A 25,915-nucleotide genomic window follows, 5' to 3' on the forward strand; every position below is an offset into this window, starting at 1 on the left:
AAATTAAGCGTTAAAGCAGAGATTATACAATAAAAAATGAGATGAGCATTTGGGAATGTCACCTCATTGTGTTGCATTAAATTATGCCATGATTTTACGCATCTGACGCAGCATAAAATTCTTAAAGTCATCCAGGTAAGTAAAGATCACGGGGACAACCACCAAAGTGAGCAGGGTTGAGGTGATCACCCCGCCAATCACGGCATGGGCCATCGGCGCACTTTGTTCACCGCCTTCACCCAGCCCTAAGGATAAGGGCACCATACCCATGACCATGGCGCTGGTGGTCATTAAAATGGGACGCAGTCGGGTTTTCCCCGCGGCAATAATCGCATCATAACGCTCTTCACCGCGATCCATGGCTTTTTTAATAAAGTCGATCAGCAGAATCGCATTCTTGGTCACCAGTCCCATTAGCATGATAATCCCGATAATCGAAAACAGGTTCATGGTGGAATTAAACAGGAACAGCGCCAGGAACACACCAATCAAGGATAATGGCAAGGAGGCCATAATCGCCGCAGGATGGATAAAGCTATTAAACTGTGAACCCAGCACAATGTAGATAAACACAATCGACAGGGTGATGGCGGTCAGGGCATAGCCTGCGGATTCTGCCATATCGGCATTTGAACCTTGGGTATCAAAGCTATAACCTGGCGGCATATCAAAATTGGCTTGTAGCCGGCTGATATCCGTGCCGATATCTCCTGTAGGACGACCAGCGGTATTGGCTTCTATCAGAACTTCACGTGCCAGATCACGGCGGTTAATTTGTGAAGCACCGAGTTTTTCTTCAAACTTGGCCACACTCGAAAGTGGAATCAGAATCGGCTGATGATTGGCATCGGTTTTATTTGAAGTGATATACATGTTCTGTAAATCACGTGGCAAGCTGCGCTGGTCTTCCGTCAGGCGCAAATTCACATCATAAGTTTCGCCTTTTTCATCCTGCCAGGTGGTGACATCATCACCGGCAATCAGTGGACGAACCACATTGGCAATCTGATTCACGGATAATCCTAAATCACTGGCCAAGACACGATTGATCTGCACGCCGAGTGTCGGCTTGGGTTCTTTCAGTGAGGTTTCCAAATCGACAATACCGTCAATCTTGGCAATCTCTGTCATAAAACGATCGGAAATTTTTTGCAGTTCATCCAGGTCGGGGCCCTTGATCGAGATCATAATTGGCTTTTGACCACCCGAAACGGTTTCATCGGCAGATGCAACCGAGGTAATACTGATCCCGGCAACCGATTGCAGGCGTTGTCGAAACTCATTGTTGAGCTCGGTCAGGCTTTTTTCGCGTTCGATCCGTGGTGTCACGGTCACTCGCAGGCTGACGTGGTTTTTACCACGGTCAGTTACACCATTAATTACGCCATAAGTTGCTTTAACATCAGGGTGTTGACGGATAATCTGATCGACTTGTTGCAGTTTGGCTTGTGAGTATTCAAGCGAAGAATCTACCGGTGTTTCAAACTTAATGCGGATTTCGCCTTTGTCAGGAACCGGTACAAATTCGGTGCCAATCAGTTTCGATAATCCCAAGGCACCAAATAATGAAGCTACGGCAATCATTAAGGTAATGAATCTGAAGCGCAGCGCCAGTTTGAGCAGCTTTTCATAGACATGGCTTAAATTGTCCAGCTTGCCAGAAATCCAGCTAAAGAAACGTTTCACCCGTCCGGGTCTTTTATTTGGATCTTTTTTCTTTTCGGCCCAATGTGCAGAAAGCATCGGATCTAAAGTAAAACTAACAAACATCGAAATCAGCACAGCCACACTAACTGTAACCCCGAACTGATAAAAGAAACGACCAATAATCCCGCCCATAAAGGCCACCGGCAGAAACACGGCGACAATGGTCAGGGTGGTGGCCAGAACAGCTAAACCAATTTCTTTGGTGCCATCCAGTGCGGCAGTCACATGATCTTTGCCCATGTCGGCATGCCGGACAATATTTTCTCGCACTACAATCGCATCATCAATCAACAGGCCAATACTCAAGGATAACGCCAGCAAGGTCATCATGTTGATACTGAAGCCAAAGGCCCAGATGAAGGTCAAAGTACCTAATAATGCAATCGGCAGAGTTAAACCGGTAATCACAGTGGAGCGGAATGAACCAAGGAATAGCAGAACAATCAGCACGGCAAGTACCGCACCTTCAATAATGGTGCGGGCTACATCGCCAATGGTGCCACGGATACTTTTGGAAGAATCCACCACCACTTGCAAGGTCGTCCCCTGAGGAAGCTGGGTCTCAATACTTTCTAAAGTTTTGTAAGTTCTATCGACGACCTCAATCACGTTAGAGTCCGAGCTACGCAGGATATCAATCGCAACTGCGGTTTTGCCATTTAAAAAGGCAGCAGATTCTAGTTCTGCCTGACTGTCTTGGATCTCTGCGACTTGTCTCAGGAAAATTGGTACGCCATTTTTATTGGCAATGATGAGATCGCCGAAGGCCAAGGGATGCAGCACTTTAGAATTGATCTCAATCACCAGTTCCGAGTTGCCAGATTTGAGTGTGCCGCCTGGAACTTCAATATTTTCAGCCTTTAAGGTATTGATGACACTGTCTACACCAAGGCCAAAAGCTTGCAGTTTTTGTGGTTCTACCTGAATCCGGATCTGGCGCTGTGCATCGCCGAGTAAATTCACCGTTCCCACGCCAGCAACTGTGCGCAGTTGGGGTACAATTCGCTGATCCAGATAAGAACTGAGTGCTTTGATATCCATGTTATTGGATTCAAATACGATCGACATGACCGCATTTGCGGTTGGATCATAACGTTCGACAATCGGATCCTGAATTTCATCACGAAATTCAGCAGTTACCGAGGCAATTTTATCCCGCACATCCTGAGCGGCTGTGGTAGAAGGTACATCTAGGTTGAATTCAGTCGTGATCATCGACAGGCCTTCACTGGACTGTGAAATCACCTGTTTTAAACCAGAAATGGTATTGATCTGATCTTCGAGTTTCTTGGTTATTTCTGACTCGACCGTTTCTGGAGAAGCACCCGGGTAGTTGGTATACACCACCACAAAGGGAAAATCGACATCGGGAAATTCTTCAACGCCCATCCGCTGCCAGGAAGCCAGTCCCAATACCATCAGACAGAACATCATCATGATGGTGAAAACTGGATACTTCACACTAATTCGGGTAAACCACATGTCAATGATCCTGTGTGAGGCGCTTTAGTTCGAGCGAAGTGTGACAGTTTTTTGTAGATCGGCTTCGCTAAATTTAATTCGGCTGACCTGATCGGTGCTTTCCAATCCTTTGACCACTGCAATATTGTCGTTATAGCGCTGTTCCAGTATCTGCACATTGGCCTTGATAAGTTTATTCTGGCGAATCACCCAGACATAGGGTTTGTTCTGGATATCCTGCAGCGTATCTAGGGGAATAATCTGCCCACTGATTTGGCGTGAACTCAAAATATTGCCTTCTACAAAGGAACCGATACTTAAAGAGGGAATTGTTTCATTCGGCGTAGCAAAGAATTCGATCTGGCGACTGGCCTGATCGGCGATCGGGGAAATCCGGCTCATCACTGCAGTGAGCCGATTGGGATTGCCTTGAATGCTGTATTCGACTTGACTGCCTAGCCTTAAGTTTGATTGTAGGTCACTAGGCACGCGTGCCTGAATTTCCAGCTGTTTAGGATCGACAATTTCAAACAGGGTTTGTCCAATCGCCACGGTTTGGCCAGGTTCCACCTGACGCTGGGTAATCACGCCACTGATCGGACTGGTCATGGTTCCGTCACGATCTGCTTTCTCGGCAATATCGACATTGGCTTGCTGGGAACGTACATTTTCCAGCTGTGCCTGATAATCGACCTGACTCTGTTCATATTCTACTTTTGAAATAAAGCCCTGATCGAGTAGACGCTTTTTACGTTGCATCATGTTTCGAGCCTGATTGGCCTGAGCTTGGGTAGAGGCCAGATTGGCACGTGCCTGTGCCAGTCGGGCAGCATTGTCCTGATTGTTTAGCCGTACCAGCACCTGACCTTTGGAGACGGTCTGACCGACTTGGGCATTGACACTGGTGGCGGTGGCAGACACCTGTGCCTGAATACTGCTTTGATTGACAGCCCGAATCGTGCCGGTAAATGCTGTTTTTTGAACTGAGTTGCCGGACTGTACTGCAATCAGGTCTTGAGGAATGACTTCAATGGATTTGGGTGTTTCGGCTTGCTGTACGGGTTCATTTTTATCACAAGCCACTAATAACATATTTAAGCAAAGTGCACTCATGATTAGGATAGAGCGCGGAGAAGGCATATTTAAACCATGAGCATGTGGTGCAGTTTGCATAAGAGTCCTTACAGCTTATTGTGGTTTAAAACCAAAACAAGCTATCTGTATTTATTCAAGTGCTTTTAAACGGGCGATAATTTTGTCGTATTCTGCTTCCAGATTTCGATAGCGACTTTGTAAAGATTGAATATTTTCTTTTTGGGAAATGAGATTTTTATGATTACTCTCAAGTGTGGTTTTCAGGTGTGCCGGTGGAGCCTTACCTTTACGTAAATATTCACGTTCTTGGCGTACAAACATCACTCGATCTTTTTGCAATTGCTTCATTTGTTCTTGCTGAAAATCAATTTGCTTTTTTAACTGTAGCAGACTGTCATTTTTTTTCTGTAAGGCGGTCTGACTATTGTTGTACGCTCGCTTCAGTCTATTGTCTTCAGCGATCCGCTTGGCCTGTTGAGCACGTTGGGGAGCCTGTCTGATATCGGCTTCGGCATTATAAGGACGAGCACGTTTAATGACCTGCATATTCTGGTCAAGCGCTTCATAACCGTAACGGATATGATTGGGCGTCACATTAGTGCTGATATTGGCCACGCCTTTACTATCATAATAGCGGTACCAAGTGGCCTTTTGCTGGATTTGGTTATTGTTGGCACAAGCTAAGGTCACCTGTAATAGTAACAGCACAGCAACAATGAATTGACCAGTCATTTTATTTTTATCAATGACAGCAAGTTTTTCTGAAAACTGACCCATCATTGGCTCCCTAAATTTAAAGTTGACTAAATTACTTATTTTAAAGTAATAATCTTGTTATATTAGACTTAAATTTACGAATTAAAAACTACCGTTAGTCAAAAAAAAAACATCGGCGCGGGTAAAATGTGAAGCTGTTGTTAAAAATAACTGATTTTGTCTACTTGTGTAGAAAATGTTCGTTGATAATACAAGTGACTTTATGTTAAAAATGTTTATCGATCGTAATAAAATAATCCTATGAGCCTTATGGCATAATAGTTTCTAAAATGGGAAGGGTTAAACAAATGGACGATAAATTCCAAAATCTAAAAGTTATGGTTATTGATGACTCAAAGACCATTCGTCGTACCGCGGAAACTCTTCTTCAGCGCGAAGGTTATGAAGTGATTACTGCCGTCGACGGATTTGAAGCTTTGTCAAAAATTGCCGAAGCAAATCCAGATATCGTGTTTGTCGACATCATGATGCCGCGTCTAGATGGCTATCAAACTTGCGCGTTAATTAAAAATTCTCAGAATTACCAGAATATTCCTGTGATTATGCTATCAAGTAAAGATGGTTTATTTGATCAGGCCAAAGGTCGTGTTGTGGGTTCAGATGAATACCTGACCAAACCTTTTAGTAAAGATGAATTGCTGAACGCAATCCGTAACCATATTAGTGCTTAATATTTGATTTTTTTGGGGAATTGGCATGGCACGTATCCTAATTGTGGATGACTCACCGACAGAAACTTTTCGCTTTAGAGAAATTCTTTCTAAACATGGCTTTGAGGTGATTGAAGCAGCCAATGGGGCCGATGGCGTCACCATGGCACAGGCTGAATTGCCTGATCTGGTCCTGATGGACGTTGTGATGCCGGGCGTAAACGGATTCCAGGCGACCCGTCAGATTGCGCGTGGGGCGACCACCAAACACATTCCAATTGTGATTGTCAGTACCAAAGATCAGGCCACTGACCGCGTGTGGGGCAAGCGTCAGGGTGCAGCAGACTATCTAACAAAACCAGTAGATGAAAAACAATTAATAGAAGTAATTAAGCAACACCTCAATGCAGGATAAGCTCTATGGCAGCAAATGGATTTATCGAATTGCTTCGCATTGCGAAACGGGGAAATAAAAACTACGTTTCCAATGACAATGAAGTGAACCGATGGTCGGGCATTGCTTTTGAGATGATGGGGCAATATTTTGTTGCTCCGCTGGGGGAAGTATCAGAAGTGATTTATCCCCCAAAATATACGCCGGTACCCAAGACACAAGCATGGGTGTTGGGTCTGGCGAATATCCGGGGAAGACTGTTATCCGTTTCTGATCTTACTCAATACGTATCAGGGCATAGCAGTCAGTTTTCACCGACTCAAAAAGTATTGTGCATCAACCATAATGACCAGTATGTCGGTTTGGTCGTAGATCAAGTTTTGGGTATACAACATTTCAATAAGAAAAGTTTCTTTTCGAAGAAATCTGAATTAGATGAAAACTTACAAGAATACTGTCAAGGATTTTTTCATCAGCACAACCAGCAGTGGCATGTGTTCTTATTCAGTCGTCTGTTGCAAAATCCAAATTTTATGAACGCATCTATAAAATTTATAAATTAAATGTCGCGCACGAAAGTGATCAAGGCGTCAACCGGGGAGAGGCTGCATGGGCTTTAAACTTAAAAAGAAAAATACAGGTGAAAGCACTGGCCGCAAAGGCGGTAATGCTTTTTTCACTAAGATTCAATCGCAAATAGATCAATTATCACGTGTATTTGGTGATAGTGAAAAGTCAAAACCGCTGATCTATGGGGCAGCAGGCTGTCTTTTAGCCGCACTGATCACTTTATTATATCTTTTTTATAGTGTGCCACGTAGCAACGAACTCACTCAAAGTCTGGGTGATTTACGTCTCCTCTCGCAAACGATTTCGCGCCAAGCAACTGAAGCAACCGCTTCGGGTACACCGGAGGCAATGAAAAACCTAACTGACTCGCAAAAATCTTTTGCTGAGAACCTTGAAACAGTTAAAAATATTCATTCAGATAATGAGGCGCTACAAGCTGTTGATAAACAGTGGACAGAAGTTTCTAGCGGTATTGATCTGATTACCTCGCAACAAAAAATCATTAACCAGTTATACGACACCAACATTGCCATTGGTGAAGCAATTCCCGGGATTCAGGCGGAATATAACTTGATGGTTGACCAGATGGCGCGTCAAGATATGCCATCGAGCCAGGTGGTGATTGCCAAGAACCAGGTATTTATTGCAGAACGTATTTTACGTTCAATCAGTCTGGTATTGACGGGTAGTGATGGCTCTCGTGAATCGGCGGATGACTTTAGTGCCGATACCGAAACTTTCGGCTCTTATTTAAATGCACAATTGAATGGTTCTGTTGAACTGGGCGTACAGCGTATTGCTGATCCAGCAATGCGTGAATCTCTAGAAGGTATTAAGGCTGAATATGATGAAGTACTCGAATCAGCATCAGCAATTATTCTGAAGAACTCGACTGAAATTGTAAAAGTTCGTCAGGCCGCTGCATCTATTTTTGCCCAGTCTGATGTGCTTTTAGATAACCTGAACAAATTATCAGGTAACTCAGGTCTTAAAACCGTTATTCCAGCCATCCTGTTGATTGCCTTGTTACTTGGTTTCTTGCTTTGTGTATTCAAATTGCTTTCTTTACGTGGTGTATCGGATAAGCAGCGTGTAGGCCGTTTACAAGAAGAATATGACCGTAACCAGAATGCGATTTTACGTTTACTGGATGAAATCGCCGATCTTGCAGATGGTGATTTACGTTCATACGCAACAGTATCGGAAGACTTTACCGGTGCGATTGCCGACTCGATTAACTTTGCAATCGACCAGTTACGTGACCTGGTATCGCGTATTACTGAAACTTCGCAAGAAGTTGCGCAATATACCGCGACCACACAGGGCATTACCAACCAGTTGGCTGAAGCTTCTGAACATCAGGCTCAGGAAATTGCCGGTGCTTCTGCGGCAATTAACGAAATGGCCATGTCGATTGACCAGGTATCTGCCAACGCCGATGAATCTGCTGTGGTAGCAGACCGTTCGGTACAAATTGCTGCAAATGGTGCGGATGTCGTACAACGCTCGATTGAGGGGATGGACACGATTCGTGAACAGATTCAGGAAACCTCAAAACGTATTAAACGTCTGGGTGAATCTTCTCAGGAAATTGGTAACATCGTTGCCTTGATTAACGATATTGCCGACCAAACCAACATTTTGGCATTGAACGCAGCCATTCAGGCGTCGATGGCGGGTGAAGCCGGTCGTGGTTTCGCAGTTGTAGCCGATGAAGTACAGCGTCTTGCAGAGCGTTCTGCGTCTGCAACCAAGCAGATTGAAGGCCTGGTAAAAACCATTCAGACCGATACCAACGAAGCGGTTATTTCGATGGAGCAAACTACAGCCGAGGTTGTACGTGGTGCGAACTTGTCTAAAGATGCCGGTGTGGCACTGGATGAGATTCAAACCGTATCGAATAACCTGGCGAAACTGATTGCGAACATTTCCGATGCAGCGAAACTGCAGTCTGCATCTGCAGGTCATATTGCGACCACGATGAATGTCGTACAGGAAATTACTTCGCAAACCACCAGTGCCACCTTCGATACAGCACGTTCGGTATCTGAACTGGCAAATATGGCCGATGCATTACGTGAATCTGTAGCTGACTTTAAACTACCAGAATAAAGTTAGCGATGATGGGGAGAATGTGCCTTGATTACGATTGAGGCACATTCAAAAAATACAGATAAAGCCTCGACAAGATGTACTTAACCTCAAACATTAGGTATTGCGTGACGGTCACAATTAAGTTTGAGCGCCCTTCTTGGCGGCATAACGTAAGAAGCATAAGCTATGAAAGAAATATTAAAAAATTTAGTTGAAACGACAACGCTTCCTGAAGATAGTTATCTTGATCAAGATGCAGAAATTCTTGAAATTTTTGTTGAGGAAATCGAAGAAATCTTCGTTGAGTTAAATGCTTTATTTCCAGAATGGCTGGTCAATCCAGATCATCAGGAAAATCTGAAGACCATTCGCCGTCATTTTCATACCCTGAAAGGTTCAGGTCGTATGGTGGGTGCAAAATCGGCAGGGGAAATGGCCTGGGCAGTTGAAGATACCCTGAACCGGGTCTTGTCCGGTTCAATTCAGCTGACAGCGATGGTGCAAAAATTTGCCCAAGCGGTACTGAATGTCTATCAATATGCTTTATATCCAAAATTCAAACATGTACAGGAAATCGATCTCGACCTGCGTCCAATGCTGCTGTTGGGACAACAATTACAACAAAACCTTTCACCTGAACCTGCGCTAGAAGAATTATTAGCATTGGCCGATCATTTGACTGCCGAAGGTCAGACCACAGGGCTGGAAATTGCAGATCATGACCTAAGTGAATCTGCTGCTATTATCGAAACAGCGCCGGTAGAAGTAGCGGTTCGCACTGATATTGAAGAAACCGTGGCCATCTTCATTGAAGAAGCCGAAGAGCATCTGGAAACGATTGCCACCTTCCTGCGTACTGAAGATGAAAAATCACAAGATTATAATGCCCTGATTCGTGCCATTCATACCTTGCGTGGCAGTTCATCGATGGCGCAGATTGAACAGATTTTTGAAGCCAGCTCTAAAGTTGAACAGTTATTTAAGACCTTGTTACAAGATGAAATTGTCTCGACCTCAAAAGAAACAGCCTTACTGATTCAATATGCCGAATTTATCAGTGATTATGTGCATTTATTAGGTCAGGGGGATACCGAAAAACTAGATGCGGTCTATGCCACTTTTGAAGCAGTCTGGAGTGATTATGGCTTTGCGGTCATTGAATCAGATGCGGTTCAAACCCAAGGTCTGGTGTCCAAACTGGTTGAACTGGATATTGACCTGTTGCTCGATGCTGAGTTTGAATTCGATAAACGCGCACAAGTCGATTATCCGGAATATATCCAGGCACTGAGTCAACAGGCTGCAGAATTACTGGCGCATACTGATAGCCGCGCGGCCAAAGGAATTCATGAATTCACGGCAGATCTGAAATCGGCTTATGATGCCCTGCTTAAAAAGCCGGTGCTGTTAAACAGCAATTATGCTTATGAACTGTTTGCACAGGCACATCAGGAATTTATTCATTTATTTGATACCCTGGCTGCAGGACAGCGCGTCATTCTAAATGATGACATTCAAAAAACTTTAAGTGAACTGTCGGCATTTGTACAACAGGATCTTGAGATCTTTGCTGAAGAGACTGAAAAGTCAGGCGTTGAGCCGACCACAGATATTATCCCAACGGCTGACACCTTAACCACAGGCAGCGTAGATTTCGCTGCCTTGAGCCAGCGTATTGCAGCCGATCGTCAACAGCGCGAGAGTGCTGAAACCAACCGTGATTTCGATGAAGAACTGTTAGGTATCTTTCTGGAAGAAGCCGATGAATTGCTGGCAGGTATTGATGAAGATCTGAATACCTGGAGCAAAAAACAGGATGATACGACTTCACTGAACAATCTGATGCGTCATTTGCATACCTTAAAAGGTGGTGCAAACATGATTGCGGCTTCGCATATCGGTTTGATTGCCCATGAACTGGAAAGTATTTATGAACGGGTGATCCGTCAGCAGATTGCCGTAACACCTGCTTTAATCCAGATTGTCCGTCTGGTACAGGATAACGTGTCCGACCGTATTCAGTCCATTCGAGATGATGGCATTGATTATCCGGCGACAGAAGCGGTGGCAATTTTACAAAATATTCAGGCACTACTTTCTGGGCAAACGCTGGCTGCTGTTGAAAGCACAACTGCTGAATTCAACGTGACCGCGTTAGAGATGCTATCGACTCCTGAAGTGCCATTCGAAGAATCAGTGGCGACAGAACAGCCTGCAACTGATCTGGCTGAAACAGAAAAATTAGTTGAAACCCCTGGATTTACTGAAAATCAAGTTGAACGCTCTGAAGAAGATGAGCTGAAATCAATCGTTGAAGAAACCTTCCTCGAAGAGTCTGAAGAAATTCTGGCCAATGCAGAGAAGCTGCTCAATCAATGGTTTGATCAGCGTAGTGACCGTAGTTTATTACTTCAGTTACAACGTGCTGCCCACAGTATTAAAGGTGGTGCACGCATGATTGAAACTGAAGAGGTGGCCAGCATTGCCTATGAACTGGAAACCACTTTCGAGCAGTTTGCAGTTTATCAATTTAACTCGAATGCCTATGATGGCTTATTGCAGAAAACACTGGCCTGGTTAAAACAGGCAATTTTCCAGCGCGACTATAGCGGTTTTGAGCAGCTTCAAAGCAGTCTGAAAAAGATTGCTTATGTGGACGTCACTGCGCAATTGCCTGAGCGTTTGGCAAAAACAGAACATCTGGTGGTCAGCACCGACTTTAGTTTTGTTGAGGGTGATGGTACTGAACCGCCACAGATGATGGGTGAGTGGGCGAATACAGGCAGTAGCGATAGCAATAACGAGATGATTCGTATCTCTGCTGATCTGGTCGAGAAGATGATTGACCTGTCGGGTGAGAACTCGATTAACCGTTCGCGGATCGAGATGGATCTGGGTCAGCTTGGCAATACCCTGAACGAGATGGAACTGGCGATCAAACGACTTGCCGACCAGTTGCGTCGAATGGAAGGCGAGCTTGAATCACAGATTATTGCCAAGCATGGTTCAGAAAATTCGCGCTATGCCGACTTCGATCCGCTGGAAATGGACCAGTATTCATCGTTGAACCAGTTATCTAAATCTCTGGCAGAATCGGCATCGGATCTGGTCGATTTCAAGAGCACCTTGGCCGACAAGATTCGTGAAACTGAAGGTTTATTATTACAACAATCGCGTATTCAGGCCGAGATTCAGGAAAGCCTGATGCGTACCCGTCTGGTGCCGTTTGACCGGATGTTGCCGCGTTTACAACGTATTGTGCGTCAAACCTCAACCACCTTGAACCGTCCTGCCGAACTGATTGTGCAGAATACTGAAGGTGAATTGGATCGTAATATTCTGGAACGTCTGGTTACGCCATTTGAACATATGTTGCGTAATGCGATTGACCACGGTCTGGAAGATACCGCAGATCGTCTGGCATTGAACAAGCCGGAAGTGGGTTCTATTGTATTGAACATCAGCCGTCAAGGAACCGATGTCATCGTTTCTTTCAGTGATGATGGCAAGGGGATCGATGCGGAGAAAATTCGTGAGAAAGCCCTCAGTCTGGATCTGATCAAAGCCGACCAGCCGATTGATCAGGATGAAATACTACAATATATCTTCCATCCTGGTTTCACTACCGCAAAAGCAGTCACCCAGATTTCTGGTCGTGGCGTTGGTCTGGACGTGGTACAAAGTGAAATCAAGTTGCTCGGTGGTCATGTTTCGGTCAGCTCGGAACTGGGTAAGGGCACGGTCTTTACGATTCGCGTACCGACGACAGTGGCCGTTAGTGATGCCTTGATGGTGAAAGCGGGCGATCAGCAATATGCAATTTCTCTGGCGCAGATTGACCGAATCGTGCGGATTGCGCCGACCACATTGGAAACTTACTTTAACAGTAAAGACGATTACTTCAAGATTGATGGTGAAAACTACAAGCTGCGTTATCTGTCTGAATTTGTCGGTACTCAGCCGATTCCACGTCTGAATAATGTCGGTCATTCATTGCCGGTGCTTCTGATTAAAGGCAACAGTGGCCAAACCATTGCCTTGCTGGTCGATCAACTGGTGGGTTCACGTGCACAGATTGTGGTGAAACCGATTGGACAGCAGTTTGCCAACATCGGGGTAGTGGCGGGTGCTACGATTCTGGGTGATGGTCAGGTCTGTCTGATTCTCGATGGCCAGAATATTGCGCGTCAGATTCAGGCGACACAGCGTGTGAAACAGATGCATGATCAGCGTGATGGTTCGCGTCATTCCAATGCACGTCGTCTGGTGATGATTGTCGATGACTCGGTGACAGTACGTAAGGTAACTTCGCGTCTGCTTGAACGTCAGGGCTATGACATTGTGACCGCCAAAGATGGTGTAGATGCGATCGAGCAGCTAGAAAATGTCAGACCGGATCTGATGCTGCTGGATATCGAAATGCCACGTATGGATGGTTTTGAAGTCACCAACCTGATTCGTCACCATGATATTCACCGTGACTTGCCGATTATCATGATTACGTCGCGTACTGGTGAGAAACATCGTGAACGTGCATTCAGTCTGGGCGTGACCCACTATATGGGTAAACCGTTCCAGGAAGCTGAACTGCTGGCCAATATTCAACAATTAATTGCCGAAAAACAGGGGTAATCGATGAGTCAGAGCAATTCGACGAGCAAGATGGCTGATCAGATTAGCCAGCAGGAACTTCAGCATCTGATTACGGTATCGACCGGATTTATTGATGCCTATATTATTGACTGTCATGGCAAAGATCCGATGTTATTGCCACAAAACATTGTGCTGTCAGCGCTGGACAGCACTACCCAGGTCAAGACAGTGGAATGGCATGAAGCACAATTGCCAGTCTATGCCATCAATGAGCCTTCACGTCAACATGGCGTGGCACTGGTGATTGAAGGTGATGAGATCAATCAGCGTTTTGCCCTAATGTGCAATGAAATGCCGAAAACCATCCGGATTCGTATTTCTGAAGTGGTCGATGTCGATCAGCCGGTGAATGACCCTGCAATTTTCCAATATGTACGAATGAATGAACAGCTGTTCCATATTCCGAATATGACGAATATTCAGGCTACAATCGGGCTGTAATGCAAACTATCAAATATCAAAAAGGAACTCCATGGAGTTCCTTTTTTATTGCGTTATGAATTTACTTAATTGGCGAGTAAATTTACCAAAATCTGTTCATAAATTTCAGCCAGTGGCTCCAGATCGGCAATATCAACATGCTCATTGATCTGATGAATGGTGGCATTCAATACGCCAAGTTCCAGTACCTGTGCGCCTGTAGGTGCAATAAAGCGGCCATCCGAGGTTCCACCAGAAGTAGAAAGCTCGGTTTCAGTGCCTGTGACATTTAGAATAGCGGTTTTAGCTGCATTGACCAGCTCGCCGACCGGGGTCAGAAATGGCAAGCCAGATAAAGTCCAGGAAATATCATAATCCACACCGTGACGATCCAGAATTTCCACAGTACGTGCTTTAAGTTCTTCGGCAGTCACTTCAGTTGAATAACGGAAGTTAAATAGCAGATTCATGCTACCCGGAACAACATTGGTTGCGCCTGTACCTGAATTGATATTGGAAATCTGGAAAGTGGTTGCCGGGAAATATTCATTGCCATGGTCCCAGACGGTGTCACACAGCTCGGTAATCGCTTTAGAGGCGCTATGAATCGGGTTTACTGCCAGATGCGGATATGCCACATGGCCTTGTTTGCCTGTTACCGTGAGATTGGCATTTAAAGAACCGCGACGGCCATTCTTGACAATATCCCCCAGTTTATGGGTACTTGACGGTTCACCGACCAGACACCAGGTAATTTTTTCATTACGCGCTTCCAGGGTTTCAATGACCTTGACTGTACCATTAATTGATGGGCCTTCTTCATCTGACGTAATCAGGTAAGCAATTGAACCTTTATGATTTGGGTATTTTTCTACAAAACGTTCTGTCGCTACGATCATAGCTGCCAAAGCCGTTTTCATGTCGGCACTGCCACGACCATAAAGTTTACCTTCACGGATTTCGGGTAAAAATGGATCTGAGTTCCAGTCATCCAGGTTGCCCGTTGGCACCACATCGGTATGGCCAGCGAAACAGAAGACCGGACCTTCTGTGCCTTTGCGTGCCCAGATATTATCGACATCTTCAAAACGCATGGATTCAATATTGAAACCAATCTTTTTTAAACGTTCCGCCATAATATTCTGGCAGTCATGATCAATGGGGGTGACAGAAGGCTGACGTAATAGTTGTAGGCTTAAATCGAGAGTAGCGGAAGAGCTCATGCGGTTTTCAACAGTCGATAATTTTCTCGGCTCTATAATAGGCGAATATCGGCTTGAATGTGAACGATCGATATAAAAAAACCCTATCTGAGATAGGGTTCTATGAGCATTTAAGAAAAAACTAGTTTTGACGGATTTCGTCAGAGGTTTTTTCAGCAGTATTGGTTACCGCATCGCCCGCCTTAGACACGTCTTTGCCCATACCTTTTACGGTGTTACAGCCAGTTAATACAAAAGCCATCATTAATGAAGCAGCAAGAATTTTTTTCATCATCATCTCCGTATAATCAATAATAAAATTATTATGATGTGGAACTTAGAGTAGAAAATATACGCACTAAAAAATATGTGGTTTTCATAGTGCTTCGGTTAATAAATGTAATGCTTTATAGGGGCTTATGTGATGGATACTGGCTTAGTACCGGTTGGCGATACATATAGAAGTCATTGCGATCGATTTTTTTATAGAGACCATCCGTCCACCAGGTCGCAGTCAAACTGCTTGGCTGGGCTTGCGGATAAATCCATTCATGCCGCTGCAGGCGATAGAACGCGTCTTGTGCAGCAGGAATATGCTGTCCCCATAGACCTAGGCGACGCTTGGTATTAATCCAGGTGGGAATAGGCTGGTCAGCATGATGGGTCGGCAGATACAACTGTCCCTTCATCACACAAAAACGTTTTTGAATAGAATGTGCTAAAGCTTCATCAAATTGGAACTGTTTTTGTGTGAAATGGTTCATTTTTCTGATTAAGGTATCGGTGCGGTTCAAACCGTACCAATGCGGCAGACTAAAATCTGCTTCGGCCAGATAATATTTCAGGGCAATTTCCCAGTGTTCAACCAGTCCGGTATCGGTATTAAGGACTAGGAAATCCAGTTCACCCAAGGTTTTTGCACCCTCAATTTGCTGAATACTATGACCGAGTAGCCGATAGGGATGATAAGCATCGTCGAGTAACCAGAACCAGACCAGCATTTCAAAGCGCAGCCCCAAACGCGTGCTTTTCAGTTGCTGCAAAAACTCGATTAATTCTTCTGGATGCTGATCGAGAAATTCCAAACGTGGATGATACTGGCTAAGATATTGCTGCCAAGTCTGGCTGTCATGCAGCTCAAAGCGATGTATGAGTTCAAGCTCCTCGGGAATACCGGACAGAATATTCGGACTGCCGACAGCAAATGCCAGTTGCCGTACCAGAGGATGTTGATAACGATGCCATGCTTCTACAAGATTTTGGTTTAAACTGGAAAAAGACATGGTACAACCTGTGAAAAGTGCAGAAATACAACGGACAGTATCGGAAAACGCTTTATACTACCTGAATTCTGCGGTTAGGGTTGATGTATGAAAGTGTTGTTTTGGCGGAGTCTGGTGGTGCTGTTTGTGATCCTGGGCTTTATCGGTGCAATCCTGCCGGGTATGCCAACAACGGTCTTTTTGATTCTGGCTGCTTGGGCGGCATCTAAAGGTTGGTCACAAATGGATAACTGGTTATTGAACCATCCCAAATATGGCTCGACTTTAAGAGATTGGCGTGCACATGGTACTGTACCGCGTAAGGCCAAATGGCTGGCCAGTATCATGATGCTGATCAGCGGGATTATCATGCTGTTTACTACCGCACCCTTGGCAGTAAAAGCCTTTACCAATATCACCATGCTGATTGTGGCCATCTGGTTATGGCGACGTCCTGAACCGGATCAGGTGATGCTTCATCAAGAAACGATTCATACTGAAAAAACAGAGATAAAGTTAAAGAAAACAGAGTCAAATAAAGTAGATTCAGAGAATAACAAGTCATGAGTACCTTGCATCTGGATCAAGCAGATATCCTGATTGATCTCGCCCAACAAAAGCTGTATCTGCCACGTCTAAACAAGCAATATCTGATTTCCACTGGTAAAAATGGCATTGGTGAAACTGAAAATAGTGGCAAGACCCCACGTGGCTGGCACAAGATCGCTGAAAAGTTTGGTCAGAATGCACCTTTAAACAGTGTATTTATTGCACGTCAGGCGACGGGTGAAATTCATGATGCTGAACTGGCAGCAGAGTTTCCGCAACGTGACTGGATCTTGACCCGTATTTTATGGTTGAGTGGGCTTGAAGCCGGTTTTAATCAAGGCGAGGGCTGCGATACCTATCAACGTTATATCTATATTCATGGCACGCCAGAAACAGAAATGATGGGAGAGCCACTTTCTCATGGCTGTATTCGTATGCGTAATCTGGAGGTCGCTGAACTCTTTGACCTGGTGGGTGAGAATGCCTTGGTGTATATCTCGGAACATGCATTAGATTCAAAAATGCTGAAGGGTGTGCATACTGAATAATGAATCGATCTTTAATGTCATGTGAAAATGATTTTGTTTTTACGGGCGGGATGAGATGATTTAATACAGTTTAAGACATTTATTAATCTGATCCAGATCCTATTTTTACAGCATGAAACGGGTTGAATCATCGTCTAAAGCTAAACTTTATCGCTATTTTTCACATAAAAATAAATGACAGTTGAAAGATTACATGAACACAACGCCGAGTAATTTTAAAGCTTTGTATAATTCTTGATCGGAACTAAAGCATACTGCCTGAGTGAGTCTGAAATCTCGCAAGAGAAGACAGGAAATTTTGTTGTGATTTTCATTTTGGAAATTAAAAAATTTCGGTAGAGACTTAAAAAATAAACAAAAAGTGTTGTTTTTTTTAACAAACAACCTATTTTTTAATCACTCACACCTAAAAAGTGGAAAACATTCCGAAAAGCGTTTGACAGGCTGTGCAGATTCTCTATAATGCACCCATCAAACGATGATAGACGTTTAGAAAGGGCGCTTAGCTCAGTTGGTAGAGCGTCTGCCTTACAAGCAGAATGTCGGCGGTTCGATCCCGTCAGCGCCCACCAAGCTCTTTCATGTTGAGACCTTATAGTTGCAGCGGTAGTTCAGTTGGTTAGAATACCGGCCTGTCACGCCGGGGGTCGCGGGTTCGAGCCCCGTCCGCTGCGCCACTTTAAGATCTTGATTCTCGTTTGCCACAATAGCGACATTGTGTAAATGCAGCGGTAGTTCAGTTGGTTAGAATATCGGCCTGTCACGCCGAGGGTCGCGGGTTCGAGTCCCGTCCGCTGCGCCATTTATACAATAGACCTTTTGAGGGCGCTTAGCTCAGTTGGTAGAGCGTCTGCCTTACAAGCAGAATGTCGGCGGTTCGATCCCGTCAGCGCCCACCATAATCTTTTGCGATGCAGCGGTAGTTCAGTTGGTTAGAATACCGGCCTGTCACGCCGGGGGTCGCGGGTTCGAGCCCCGTCCGCTGCGCCATTTCAAAAGAAATTAAATTTAGGTCCCTGAGCTTAAATTTGATTAAACTAAAGATTGACACTCTTTATCAGGGCGCTTAGCTCAGTTGGTAGAGCGTCTGCCTTACAAGCAGAATGTCGGCGGTTCGATCCCGTCAGCGCCCACCAGATTCTTACGATGCAGCGGTAGTTCAGTTGGTTAGAATACCGGCCTGTCACGCCGGGGGTCGCGGGTTCGAGCCCCGTCCGCTGCGCCATCCTAAGATGAGAAGCTTGGATTCCTGAGATCTGAGTGTTCAATATACCAAGACATTCCTTGTCTTGCGTCATTAAAAACAACGCTGTTGTTTTTCTCAGGGCGCTTAGCTCAGTTGGTAGAGCGTCTGCCTTACAAGCAGAATGTCGGCGGTTCGATCCCGTCAGCGCCCACCATATCTTTCTTGCCTAAACACTGAACATTTCATAGAATTTGAAGTCTATAATAATTTGAAGGTTTCACGACGATGAGAAATCCATATCAGCGCAAGGCAGCGACCAAATCTCAAACTACATACGACCCCCAACACCTTTATAAACAGTATATTGAATCGATTGTCGCGAATGCCGGCATTTTTGCGCTTTATCAGGATGGCTGGGCTTTGTGTGCGACCCCTACTGGACAGCGTGCATTTGCTTGCTGGCACAGTAAAGGTCTGGCTCGTCTGCTGATTAAAGACAATTGGGTGAATTACGATATTCAGGAAATTGGTCTCAAGGATTTTGTAGAGAAAGTGATTCCGTTTTTACGTCAGGAAAGTACCATTGTGTCTCTTGATCTGACGCCAGAAGGGCAGAATATTCTGGTGGCACCGGAAAAATTATTACTGGATATCAAAAATTATCTGTATCAGATCTATGTGCAAAAGCCGGAACTTTTTAAAAATCCGGATATGCCTTTGCCAAGACACATTCGTTTAAATTAATTTTCTTGTTGTTAAATAGCTTGTTTATTGGAACAGTGAATATTCATTCAGCAGCCAGCCATTAATCAACGCAAAATATTCACGTAGCCATGAATGGTAGCGAGCATTCTGAGGAGTGCTGGCACTCAGACTGATTACTTGCTGATAGCCCTGATGTCTGGCAATAGCACGGGCACGCGGGCTATGAAAATCATTGGTCACAATCACAATGGGCTCATTTCGGCCAATATTCTGTTGTTGCAAGATCGCCTGAGAATATTGCAGGTTCTGTTGGGTGCTTCTGCTTTGATCTTCTACGCGAATCGGGTTTTTGAGCTGCGGATAGGTCGTATGAATATAATGTTGCATGACTTCAGCTTCGCTTTGTCTTTCCCGGAAATTTCGTCCTCCGGTCATAATCATCAACGTATCTGGATATTGTTCTGCATATTTTGCTGCAGTATCCAGACGATTTTTTAAGATGGGTGAGGGTTGACCCTGGTTAATCCCACTACCTAATACCAGAATCGCTGTAGCCGGTTGTGCAGGAATATTCGAGTTGATCGACATCTGGATATAAGCGAAAAAAATCGCAACACTGATCATCCAGAGTAAAAATCCGCCCCAGAGACTGTTCCAGAACAATGTTCTGAGTCGAGAATTTTGTTTCCAGCGCTGAATAGATGAAAAAAGCAGAGCATACAGGATCAGTGCCACACCAATGATGATAGACAGCATGATACCAAAATGCCTTTGATCCTGATTCAGTAACCAGACGCTATTGATACAGAGGATCAAGCCAAAGATCAGACTGAGACTTCGTTTAAGTTGATTGAGCATCCAAGTTTCCTTTTTTCTTATTCATATTTTTCTTATTACTTTTGTATTTTCAAAAACCGGGCTATTGCGCCCGGTTTTTAGTATATCAGTTCATCTTAATATACATCACGGCGATAACGGCCATCCAGACGTAATTGATCGAGCAGCGTTTCACCAAGTATCTCGGTCAGGGCCTGATCGACATCACTGGCCATGCCATTGATGCTACCACAGACATAAATCACTGCGCCTTGGGCAACCCAGGTTTTCAGCTCTTCAGCCTGTTCCCGTAATTTATGATGCACATAGACTTTTTCCTGCTGGTCACGAGAGAACGCAAGATCCAGCCGTTTCAGGGTTCCCATTTGCAACCAGGCCTGAATGGTTTCTGCAAAGAAAAAATCATGTTCACGCTGACGTTCACCGAAGATCAGCCAGTTTTGGGTGTATTCCTGACGGTTACGGGAGCTGAGCAGACTCATTAAACCAGCAATACCGGTACCATTCCCAATACAAATGATCGGACGGTTATCATCAATCAGGTGGAACGATTCGTTGCTGCGAATGCGTAGCGCAATCGGTGCATTGAGTGCGGCATGCTGGGTTAACCAGCCTGAACCCAGACCTAGATTTCCATTCGCATCAGCTTGCTGACGTACCACCAGACGCAGGACTTGCTGACTTGGAATGCTGGCAATCGAGTATTCACGTGATGCCAAAGCCGGTAATTGTTTGAGGAGCTGATCCAGTGAATCAAAAGGTTCAGCCTGAGTCAGATCACGATCCCAAAGCGCGCGCTCAATGCTTTGCTGCATAGAAGGCACTTGTGTACCGGCAGCAATATTGTGTTGTTGCATAAATGCCTGAATACGTTCCGGACTGTTAGCTGGCTGAATCTCGGCAATATCACCTGCTTGCCAGATTGCTTCATGCTCAGGAATCAGTTCGATATTAAAGGCAGGAGCGCCCAGACTACCTGGATTGAGGATTTCACGTTGAGTCAGTGTCCACTGATCAAAGGTTTTATCGATACCCATGGCTTGCAGTTCAAGGCGAGTTACTTGTGCTAGTGCAGTATTCCATTGCTGGATGTGCTCATTATTGGCATTATCCACTTCAATGGTAGTGAATAACTGCTGGGCACCATTTTGCTGCAACCACTGGTCAATACGGTGACCAAAACTGCAATAGCTATCCGGATATTCTTGAGAACCGAGCGCCAACACCGCATAATTTAAATGCCGCAAATCAGCTTTGCCAGACAGGATTTTTTTCTCAAAAGAAGAGGCCAGATCAGGTGCTTCACCTGTGCCATAAGTACTGGCAACAAATAATACCTGCTCAGTTTGCTGTAAATCGGCAAGCGTCAGTTGTTGTACCGCTTTTACTGTTGCCGGTTGACGTGCTTCCTGCAGGGCAGTTGCTGTACGCCAAGCCAGTTGTTCTGAGACACCTGTTTGTGATGCATAAGCAATTAGCCAAGGTTTGGCATTTTCATCTAAGTCAACTGGAGTGACACCCTGACGCGCTGCCAGCGTTAAGCGCTTCTGTTTACGACGTTTCAGATACAGCATCCAGCCTGTCACAAAGAATAATGGCATTAACAAGGCTGCGACCATGGCAAAGAACTGGTAGATCGGGCCGAAGAAGCTGCCACGATGCACCGGTAACATGCTGCTCATGATCTTTTCATTGAGCTTTTTATCTTCATAGAGCTCAACTTCGGTAAATTCGGCTGTCTGGTAATTATAAGTGGCACTGTTCCGCGCACGTTCATGTTGGGCAACCGGATCGACAAAGCTGAGCTGCATGCTGCCGTCGGGTTTTTTGGGAAGATTAAAGGTTACTGTGGAATATTTATCTGAAAATTCAGTATTAAAGCCAGTCCAGCTCAAATCTAGCGCGCGGCCAATCTGTTCTGGATTCATGCCTTCTTCGCGTCCTTCACCACGTGGGCCGCGTTCGCCACCTTGACGTCCTTCACCACGATTATTGCCCGCATTGGCTTGCATGGTAGGCTGTGGACGTTCAACGCCGAGAACTTTAAACATCCCGCTACGCCACCAGTCATAGGACCAGTACAGGCCGGTACAAGCCAGAATCAGGTAGAAAATCACCACCCAGGTTCCCACAACAGCATGCAGATCCCAGATAAAATTACGGCCTTTCAGCTTGGGTTTTACAAAGAACCATTGCTTGATCGAATGACGCTTTGGCCAGCGCAGGTAAAGACCGGACAAGACGAAAAAGATCAGCATTAAAGTACAAGCACCGGTAATCTGTTTGCCGACCGGGCCAACCGTTAAATTACGATGCAGTTGCTGAATAAACTGGAAAAATTCCCGACCCTTAATTTCAGGCAAAACTTCGGCAGTATAGGGATTGATCAGGATGTTATGACCACGCCGTGCTCCCTCTTTGGCAATATTTACAGTACTTGAAGCACTTGGATCTTGTGCCACGCTAATACTGTTAATCTTCATCTCTGGAGTGGTATTTTGAAAATGCTGATACAGCTGAGCAGGCGTAAGTTTGTCACCTTGCTGAACCTGAACCGTATAACTGTCGTTATTTATCCATTTTAAGATTTGTTGTTCATAGGAATAAATTGCGCCAGTGACGCCCATCAAAGAGAGGATTAAACCTGCTGTAATCCCCAGAAACCAGTGGATTTGGAAAAATGTTTTTTTAAACATGGTCGTCAGATTAAGGGTGAGCTTTATAAAAGTGGCCAAATTATAACTGAACTTTAATACTGAATTATAAGTGTTGAGGATAATATTTATTCTCATTATCATTTATTGTTTTAGGATTAAAAAAACCTCCATGCCGGGGCAGGAGGTTTTTTGTTGAAACGTGTACAAGTTTAGATTTGTTTGGCTGCGCCAACTTCTGCTTCTAGATGCTTACGAATCGTGTTAAAAGAAAAGTTTTTGCTGTCCAGACGTTTAGGCAGGATATAAGCACCTTGCTGGCCTTTTACCTTGAAATTGACCAACATGAATTCTGGTGTGTTGTACCATTCATAAATGTCTTTCCAGCTGATCGCACCCACACCTTCCTGCATGCCCATTTTCTGACGCATGATGATACCGTGCGGTTGTACGCCCAGACGAACACCTTTGATTTCCTGTACCGGAAATTCATTCATCTTGCGTTTAACATACCATTCCAGACCAAAGGTACGGATCAGGTAATACAACACCACACAGGCAATCGCCACCCAGCAGAACACGGTTGAATAGTTCTTGAGAAGCAGAAGGCCCAGAATAGAAAGTGCAACAACAGCACCCATGATCAGCCATGCTTTCATGCCAATTTTATTGGTACTACGCCAGATCACCAGCTGAGCATGACGCTGCTCGGCTTCTGAAATTTCATAGTTCACAGGCTGTAGGGTATAAGCGTATAAATTTTTCGCGGTCATAGTGAAACTAGCAGATTTAAAACTGTAAAAAGTTTATCATTAATTGTACCAATTCAGTGAGTATATTGTTCCAAAATCATCCAAATTATAATGAACCGAGTTCTGTTGCCTGTTCATCACGCTCATGACTCAAACTTTGTTTCAATTGGCTCAACTGGTTTAAAATACTGAACATTAAAGACAGCTGCTGCAAAATGATCAGAGATTTCTGATCTTGTTCCTGATCATGTGACAGGCGCTGACGAATATGGACGATCATATTTTGCGCCCTTAAATCGGGCGTTTCGTCTCGTAATAATGCACCGCGAATGTTCTCTAATGCATTATCCAGTAAATTCAGAATGTCCTGATCCTCAATTCTTCCCCGGTGCGCACCCAGCGCGGCGATATAACTGATAAAGGTATGGTTCAGACACAGGAACTCAAAGGCCAGCGATTTTTGTACCGGATCAATATCCGGTTCAGTGGCCAGGGTCGAAATGAGTGAAGCCACCTCTGCATCGGTATTGTGGGCAGCACGGCGCACAATCCGATATTTCAGGCCATTATTACGCCCCGATTTATATTGCTCGATCACTTCACTTAAATAGTCCGCTTCTGCCTGCAAGCTGCGTTTGATACTGCGCGGCAAACGTCTGAACTTCCAGTCCGGGAAAATAAAGCTGACCCCGAACCAGGCAATGGCACAGCCAATCAGGGTATCAATCATCCGCGGGATAGCCGCAGCAAAGCCCATACCATCCAGATTGAAGTTGATCAAGGCAAGAATCGTGATAAAGGCCGTGGCTTGGGCATACTGTTTACTACGCAATTCAAAGAACAAGATCCCGCTGAACACCAGCAGTAATAATTGTCCTTCGACAGAAGGTACAAAATATAAAATGGCATAACCGAAAATAATACCGACCAAGGTACCGACAATCCGCAGACGTAAACGCCGCTTGGTGGCGTTAAAGTTTGGCTGGCTGACAAACAGTGCAGTTAATAAAATCCAGTAACCATATTCAATATTGCTGACCTGTACAAAGATATAGCTGATCAGCAGCACAATCGACAGGCGGATGGCATGCCGGAACAGCACCGATTCTGGAGTGAGATGCTGTTTAATTCGAACCTTGATGTCGTCCCAGCCTTTCAGGTCATCATCTCTGAGCTGGTTTTCAATATGTTTAAAACGCTCGGCTTTGATACTTTGCTCGGTTTCCAGGTTACGTAACTGGGCATCAATCGATTTCAGGTTCTGAAATAGTGAAAATAAAGCATTAATCCAGACCTGATCATAATGCTGATCCTGACGTAATTTCTCCAGAGACAGCCGAAGATTGTCAAAAGCATGCTTGAAGCGTTTGTTATGTACATAAGGCTTGCGCAGCAGCAAACTTTCACTCAGGTCCTTGCAGGCTTTGCCCTGAATCGACATGATGCGCTGAAAGCGGAACAGGATGTCGCTGTGCTGGAAAATCTTGGCCAGTTTCTGATAATCAATATGGGCTGAATCGGCACGTTCATGAATATCCTGCGCCACAAAATAATATTGCAGACTGCGACGGGTATCTTTTTGCCCACGGTCGCCTTTTAGACGGGTCAAGAGCGCCGTTTTCATTTCGTTAAAAATGGCAATCAGTTTGCCATTTTCAAGAGAAAGATCAATCATGCTCTGCTGATAACTGGTCGGGGTCATGTCCACATCAAACAGATTGGACTTGGCATATAAAAAGTCACCAAGCGAAGCATAAGAGGTGGCAAGCTTGTCTTGTGCCAACCGGGCAGGGAAAGTCAGGAAACTGATGGTCGACAGCAGACCGTACCACATCGCGCCGATGACCAATAAACCAGCCTGTTTATACCATTCATCAAACAGCTCCACCCCAAGCATGGAATAAACGGAAATCACCAGACAGCCGTAGGAAATCGTGGCATATCGTCGCCCTAGTGAACCCAGCAAAATCAGGGCAATACAGGACACAATTAAGGCCAAGGCAAACAGCAAGGGATAAGGAAAAAGCAGATATACGCCCACTGCCGTAATAAAGAAGCCAATGTAGGTATACAGCAGATTGAGAATACGCACCGAAAAGCGGTCATCAATATCGCTTAAACCGGCTGCGACCACACCTAAAGTCAGAGGAATCGTCATCAATTGTTGCCCCATAAAATAGGGAACAAAGGCGGTACCTGCAAATGCCGTCATCATACGCAGGTTATACATCAAGGTCGTATTATAGGTGGTTTGCTTGAGACGAGTGAGCCAAGATTTCAAAGGTCGTCCTTTATACTGCAGTCTTACAGGTGAATCTGAATATGCCAATGAAAAATAGTAGGTTTATAAAATTTCATTTCAAGTTAAATCATACTATGCACTGTGTTAACTTGTCTGC

The 25,915-nt window shown here is 44.8% G+C and carries 19 protein-coding genes and 8 tRNA genes; 17 read left to right on the forward strand and 10 right to left on the reverse strand.

Going from position 1 to position 25,915, the window contains the following annotated elements; all coding sequences use genetic code 11:
- Window positions 1–81 precede the first annotated feature (81 nt).
- The 3 genes from FTV29_RS08640 to FTV29_RS08650 are packed head-to-tail and all read right to left on the reverse strand — an operon-like array spanning window position 82 to window position 5,040.
- Window positions 82–3,189 carry an efflux RND transporter permease subunit gene (locus FTV29_RS08640; RefSeq protein WP_005169687.1) on the reverse strand — a complete coding sequence of 1,036 codons (3,108 nt, stop codon included), beginning with the start codon at window positions 3,187–3,189 and terminating at the stop codon, window positions 82–84.
- Between the two features lie 24 nt (window positions 3,190–3,213).
- Window positions 3,214–4,341 carry an efflux RND transporter periplasmic adaptor subunit gene (locus tag FTV29_RS08645; protein WP_180075370.1) on the reverse strand — a complete coding sequence of 376 codons (1,128 nt, stop codon included), beginning with the start codon at window positions 4,339–4,341 and terminating at the stop codon, window positions 3,214–3,216.
- Window positions 4,342–4,392: 51 nt separating this feature from the next.
- Window positions 4,393–5,040: a hypothetical protein gene (locus FTV29_RS08650; RefSeq protein WP_180075371.1), complete on the reverse strand. Its 648-nt coding sequence runs from the start codon at window positions 5,038–5,040 to the stop codon at window positions 4,393–4,395.
- A gap of 287 nt (window positions 5,041–5,327) precedes the next feature.
- Between FTV29_RS08650 and pilG the strand changes: the two genes are divergently transcribed.
- From pilG to FTV29_RS08680, 6 genes are all read left to right on the forward strand, one after another.
- Complete coding sequence (pilG, locus tag FTV29_RS08655) at window positions 5,328–5,711, forward strand: twitching motility response regulator PilG (RefSeq protein ID WP_005097851.1); 384 nt, start codon at window positions 5,328–5,330, stop codon at window positions 5,709–5,711.
- Window positions 5,712–5,736: 25 nt separating this feature from the next.
- Window positions 5,737–6,105 carry a response regulator gene (locus tag FTV29_RS08660; RefSeq protein WP_005097847.1) on the forward strand — a complete coding sequence of 123 codons (369 nt, stop codon included), beginning with the start codon at window positions 5,737–5,739 and terminating at the stop codon, window positions 6,103–6,105.
- Between the two features lie 5 nt (window positions 6,106–6,110).
- Window positions 6,111–6,647 carry a chemotaxis protein CheW gene (locus tag FTV29_RS08665; protein ID WP_005097846.1) on the forward strand — a complete coding sequence of 179 codons (537 nt, stop codon included), beginning with the start codon at window positions 6,111–6,113 and terminating at the stop codon, window positions 6,645–6,647.
- 46 nt (window positions 6,648–6,693) lie between these two features.
- Window positions 6,694–8,766, forward strand: a complete 2,073-nt coding sequence (locus FTV29_RS08670; protein WP_005097845.1) for a methyl-accepting chemotaxis protein — start codon at window positions 6,694–6,696, stop codon at window positions 8,764–8,766.
- Window positions 8,767–8,934: 168 nt separating this feature from the next.
- Window positions 8,935–13,380 (forward strand): Hpt domain-containing protein, encoded by a 4,446-nt coding sequence (locus FTV29_RS08675; protein ID WP_180075372.1) that lies wholly within the window; start codon window positions 8,935–8,937, stop codon window positions 13,378–13,380.
- Between the two features lie 3 nt (window positions 13,381–13,383).
- Complete coding sequence (locus tag FTV29_RS08680) at window positions 13,384–13,842, forward strand: hypothetical protein (RefSeq protein ID WP_005169706.1); 459 nt, start codon at window positions 13,384–13,386, stop codon at window positions 13,840–13,842.
- Window positions 13,843–13,907: 65 nt separating this feature from the next.
- Here the strand turns inward: FTV29_RS08680 and dapE are convergent, their stop codons facing one another.
- The 3 genes from dapE to FTV29_RS08695 form a co-directional block, all read right to left on the reverse strand.
- Window positions 13,908–15,044, reverse strand: coding sequence for a succinyl-diaminopimelate desuccinylase (gene dapE, locus FTV29_RS08685; protein WP_180075373.1), 1,137 nt, complete (start codon window positions 15,042–15,044; stop codon window positions 13,908–13,910).
- 121 nt (window positions 15,045–15,165) lie between these two features.
- A complete protein-coding gene (locus tag FTV29_RS08690; protein ID WP_004280704.1) occupies window positions 15,166–15,318 on the reverse strand; it encodes an entericidin A/B family lipoprotein in 153 nt (50 codons plus the stop codon).
- Window positions 15,319–15,430: 112 nt separating this feature from the next.
- On the reverse strand, window positions 15,431–16,306 hold the full coding sequence (locus FTV29_RS08695; protein WP_180075374.1) for a DUF1853 family protein: 876 nt from the start codon (window positions 16,304–16,306) through the stop codon (window positions 15,431–15,433).
- An 87-nt stretch (window positions 16,307–16,393) separates the two neighbouring features.
- Here FTV29_RS08695 and FTV29_RS08700 point away from each other — a divergent pair, with 87 nt between their 5' ends.
- The 11 genes from FTV29_RS08700 to FTV29_RS08750 all read left to right on the forward strand — a co-directional run bounded on the left by FTV29_RS08700 (window position 16,394) and on the right by FTV29_RS08750 (window position 19,312).
- Window positions 16,394–16,852, forward strand: coding sequence for a YbaN family protein (locus FTV29_RS08700; protein ID WP_180075375.1), 459 nt, complete (start codon window positions 16,394–16,396; stop codon window positions 16,850–16,852).
- On the forward strand, window positions 16,849–17,382 hold the full coding sequence (gene elsL / locus FTV29_RS08705) for a cell wall-recycling L,D-carboxypeptidase ElsL (RefSeq protein WP_180075376.1): 534 nt from the start codon (window positions 16,849–16,851) through the stop codon (window positions 17,380–17,382). The genes FTV29_RS08700 and elsL overlap by 4 nt, the downstream gene beginning before the upstream one ends.
- Before the next feature lie 496 nt (window positions 17,383–17,878).
- Window positions 17,879–17,954 (forward strand) — tRNA-Val (locus FTV29_RS08710).
- Between the two features lie 28 nt (window positions 17,955–17,982).
- Window positions 17,983–18,059, forward strand: a tRNA-Asp gene (locus tag FTV29_RS08715).
- Window positions 18,060–18,107: 48 nt separating this feature from the next.
- Window positions 18,108–18,184: transfer RNA gene (locus FTV29_RS08720), tRNA-Asp, on the forward strand.
- A 21-nt stretch (window positions 18,185–18,205) separates the two neighbouring features.
- Window positions 18,206–18,281 (forward strand) — tRNA-Val (locus tag FTV29_RS08725).
- A 14-nt stretch (window positions 18,282–18,295) separates the two neighbouring features.
- Window positions 18,296–18,372: transfer RNA gene (locus FTV29_RS08730), tRNA-Asp, on the forward strand.
- Window positions 18,373–18,442: 70 nt separating this feature from the next.
- Window positions 18,443–18,518 (forward strand) — tRNA-Val (locus FTV29_RS08735).
- A 12-nt stretch (window positions 18,519–18,530) separates the two neighbouring features.
- Window positions 18,531–18,607, forward strand: a tRNA-Asp gene (locus FTV29_RS08740).
- A 99-nt stretch (window positions 18,608–18,706) separates the two neighbouring features.
- Window positions 18,707–18,782 (forward strand) — tRNA-Val (locus FTV29_RS08745).
- A 71-nt stretch (window positions 18,783–18,853) separates the two neighbouring features.
- Complete coding sequence (locus FTV29_RS08750; protein WP_005097833.1) at window positions 18,854–19,312, forward strand: DUF2750 domain-containing protein; 459 nt, start codon at window positions 18,854–18,856, stop codon at window positions 19,310–19,312.
- Window positions 19,313–19,336: 24 nt separating this feature from the next.
- Here FTV29_RS08750 and FTV29_RS08755 read toward each other — a convergent pair whose 3' ends face one another.
- The 4 genes from FTV29_RS08755 to yccS form a co-directional block, all read right to left on the reverse strand.
- Window positions 19,337–20,131: a YdcF family protein gene (locus FTV29_RS08755; RefSeq protein ID WP_005097832.1), complete on the reverse strand. Its 795-nt coding sequence runs from the start codon at window positions 20,129–20,131 to the stop codon at window positions 19,337–19,339.
- A gap of 95 nt (window positions 20,132–20,226) precedes the next feature.
- Window positions 20,227–22,806 (reverse strand): sulfite reductase flavoprotein subunit alpha, encoded by a 2,580-nt coding sequence (locus FTV29_RS08760; protein WP_180075377.1) that lies wholly within the window; start codon window positions 22,804–22,806, stop codon window positions 20,227–20,229.
- Window positions 22,807–22,976: 170 nt separating this feature from the next.
- Window positions 22,977–23,537, reverse strand: coding sequence for a YcxB family protein (locus FTV29_RS08765; protein WP_005169724.1), 561 nt, complete (start codon window positions 23,535–23,537; stop codon window positions 22,977–22,979).
- 85 nt (window positions 23,538–23,622) lie between these two features.
- Complete coding sequence (gene yccS, locus FTV29_RS08770) at window positions 23,623–25,797, reverse strand: YccS family putative transporter (RefSeq protein ID WP_180075378.1); 2,175 nt, start codon at window positions 25,795–25,797, stop codon at window positions 23,623–23,625.
- Window positions 25,798–25,915 lie beyond the last annotated feature (118 nt).

The organism is Acinetobacter sp. YH12254 (genome assembly GCF_013417415.1).
GTDB classification, from domain to species: domain Bacteria; phylum Pseudomonadota; class Gammaproteobacteria; order Pseudomonadales; family Moraxellaceae; genus Acinetobacter; species Acinetobacter pseudolwoffii.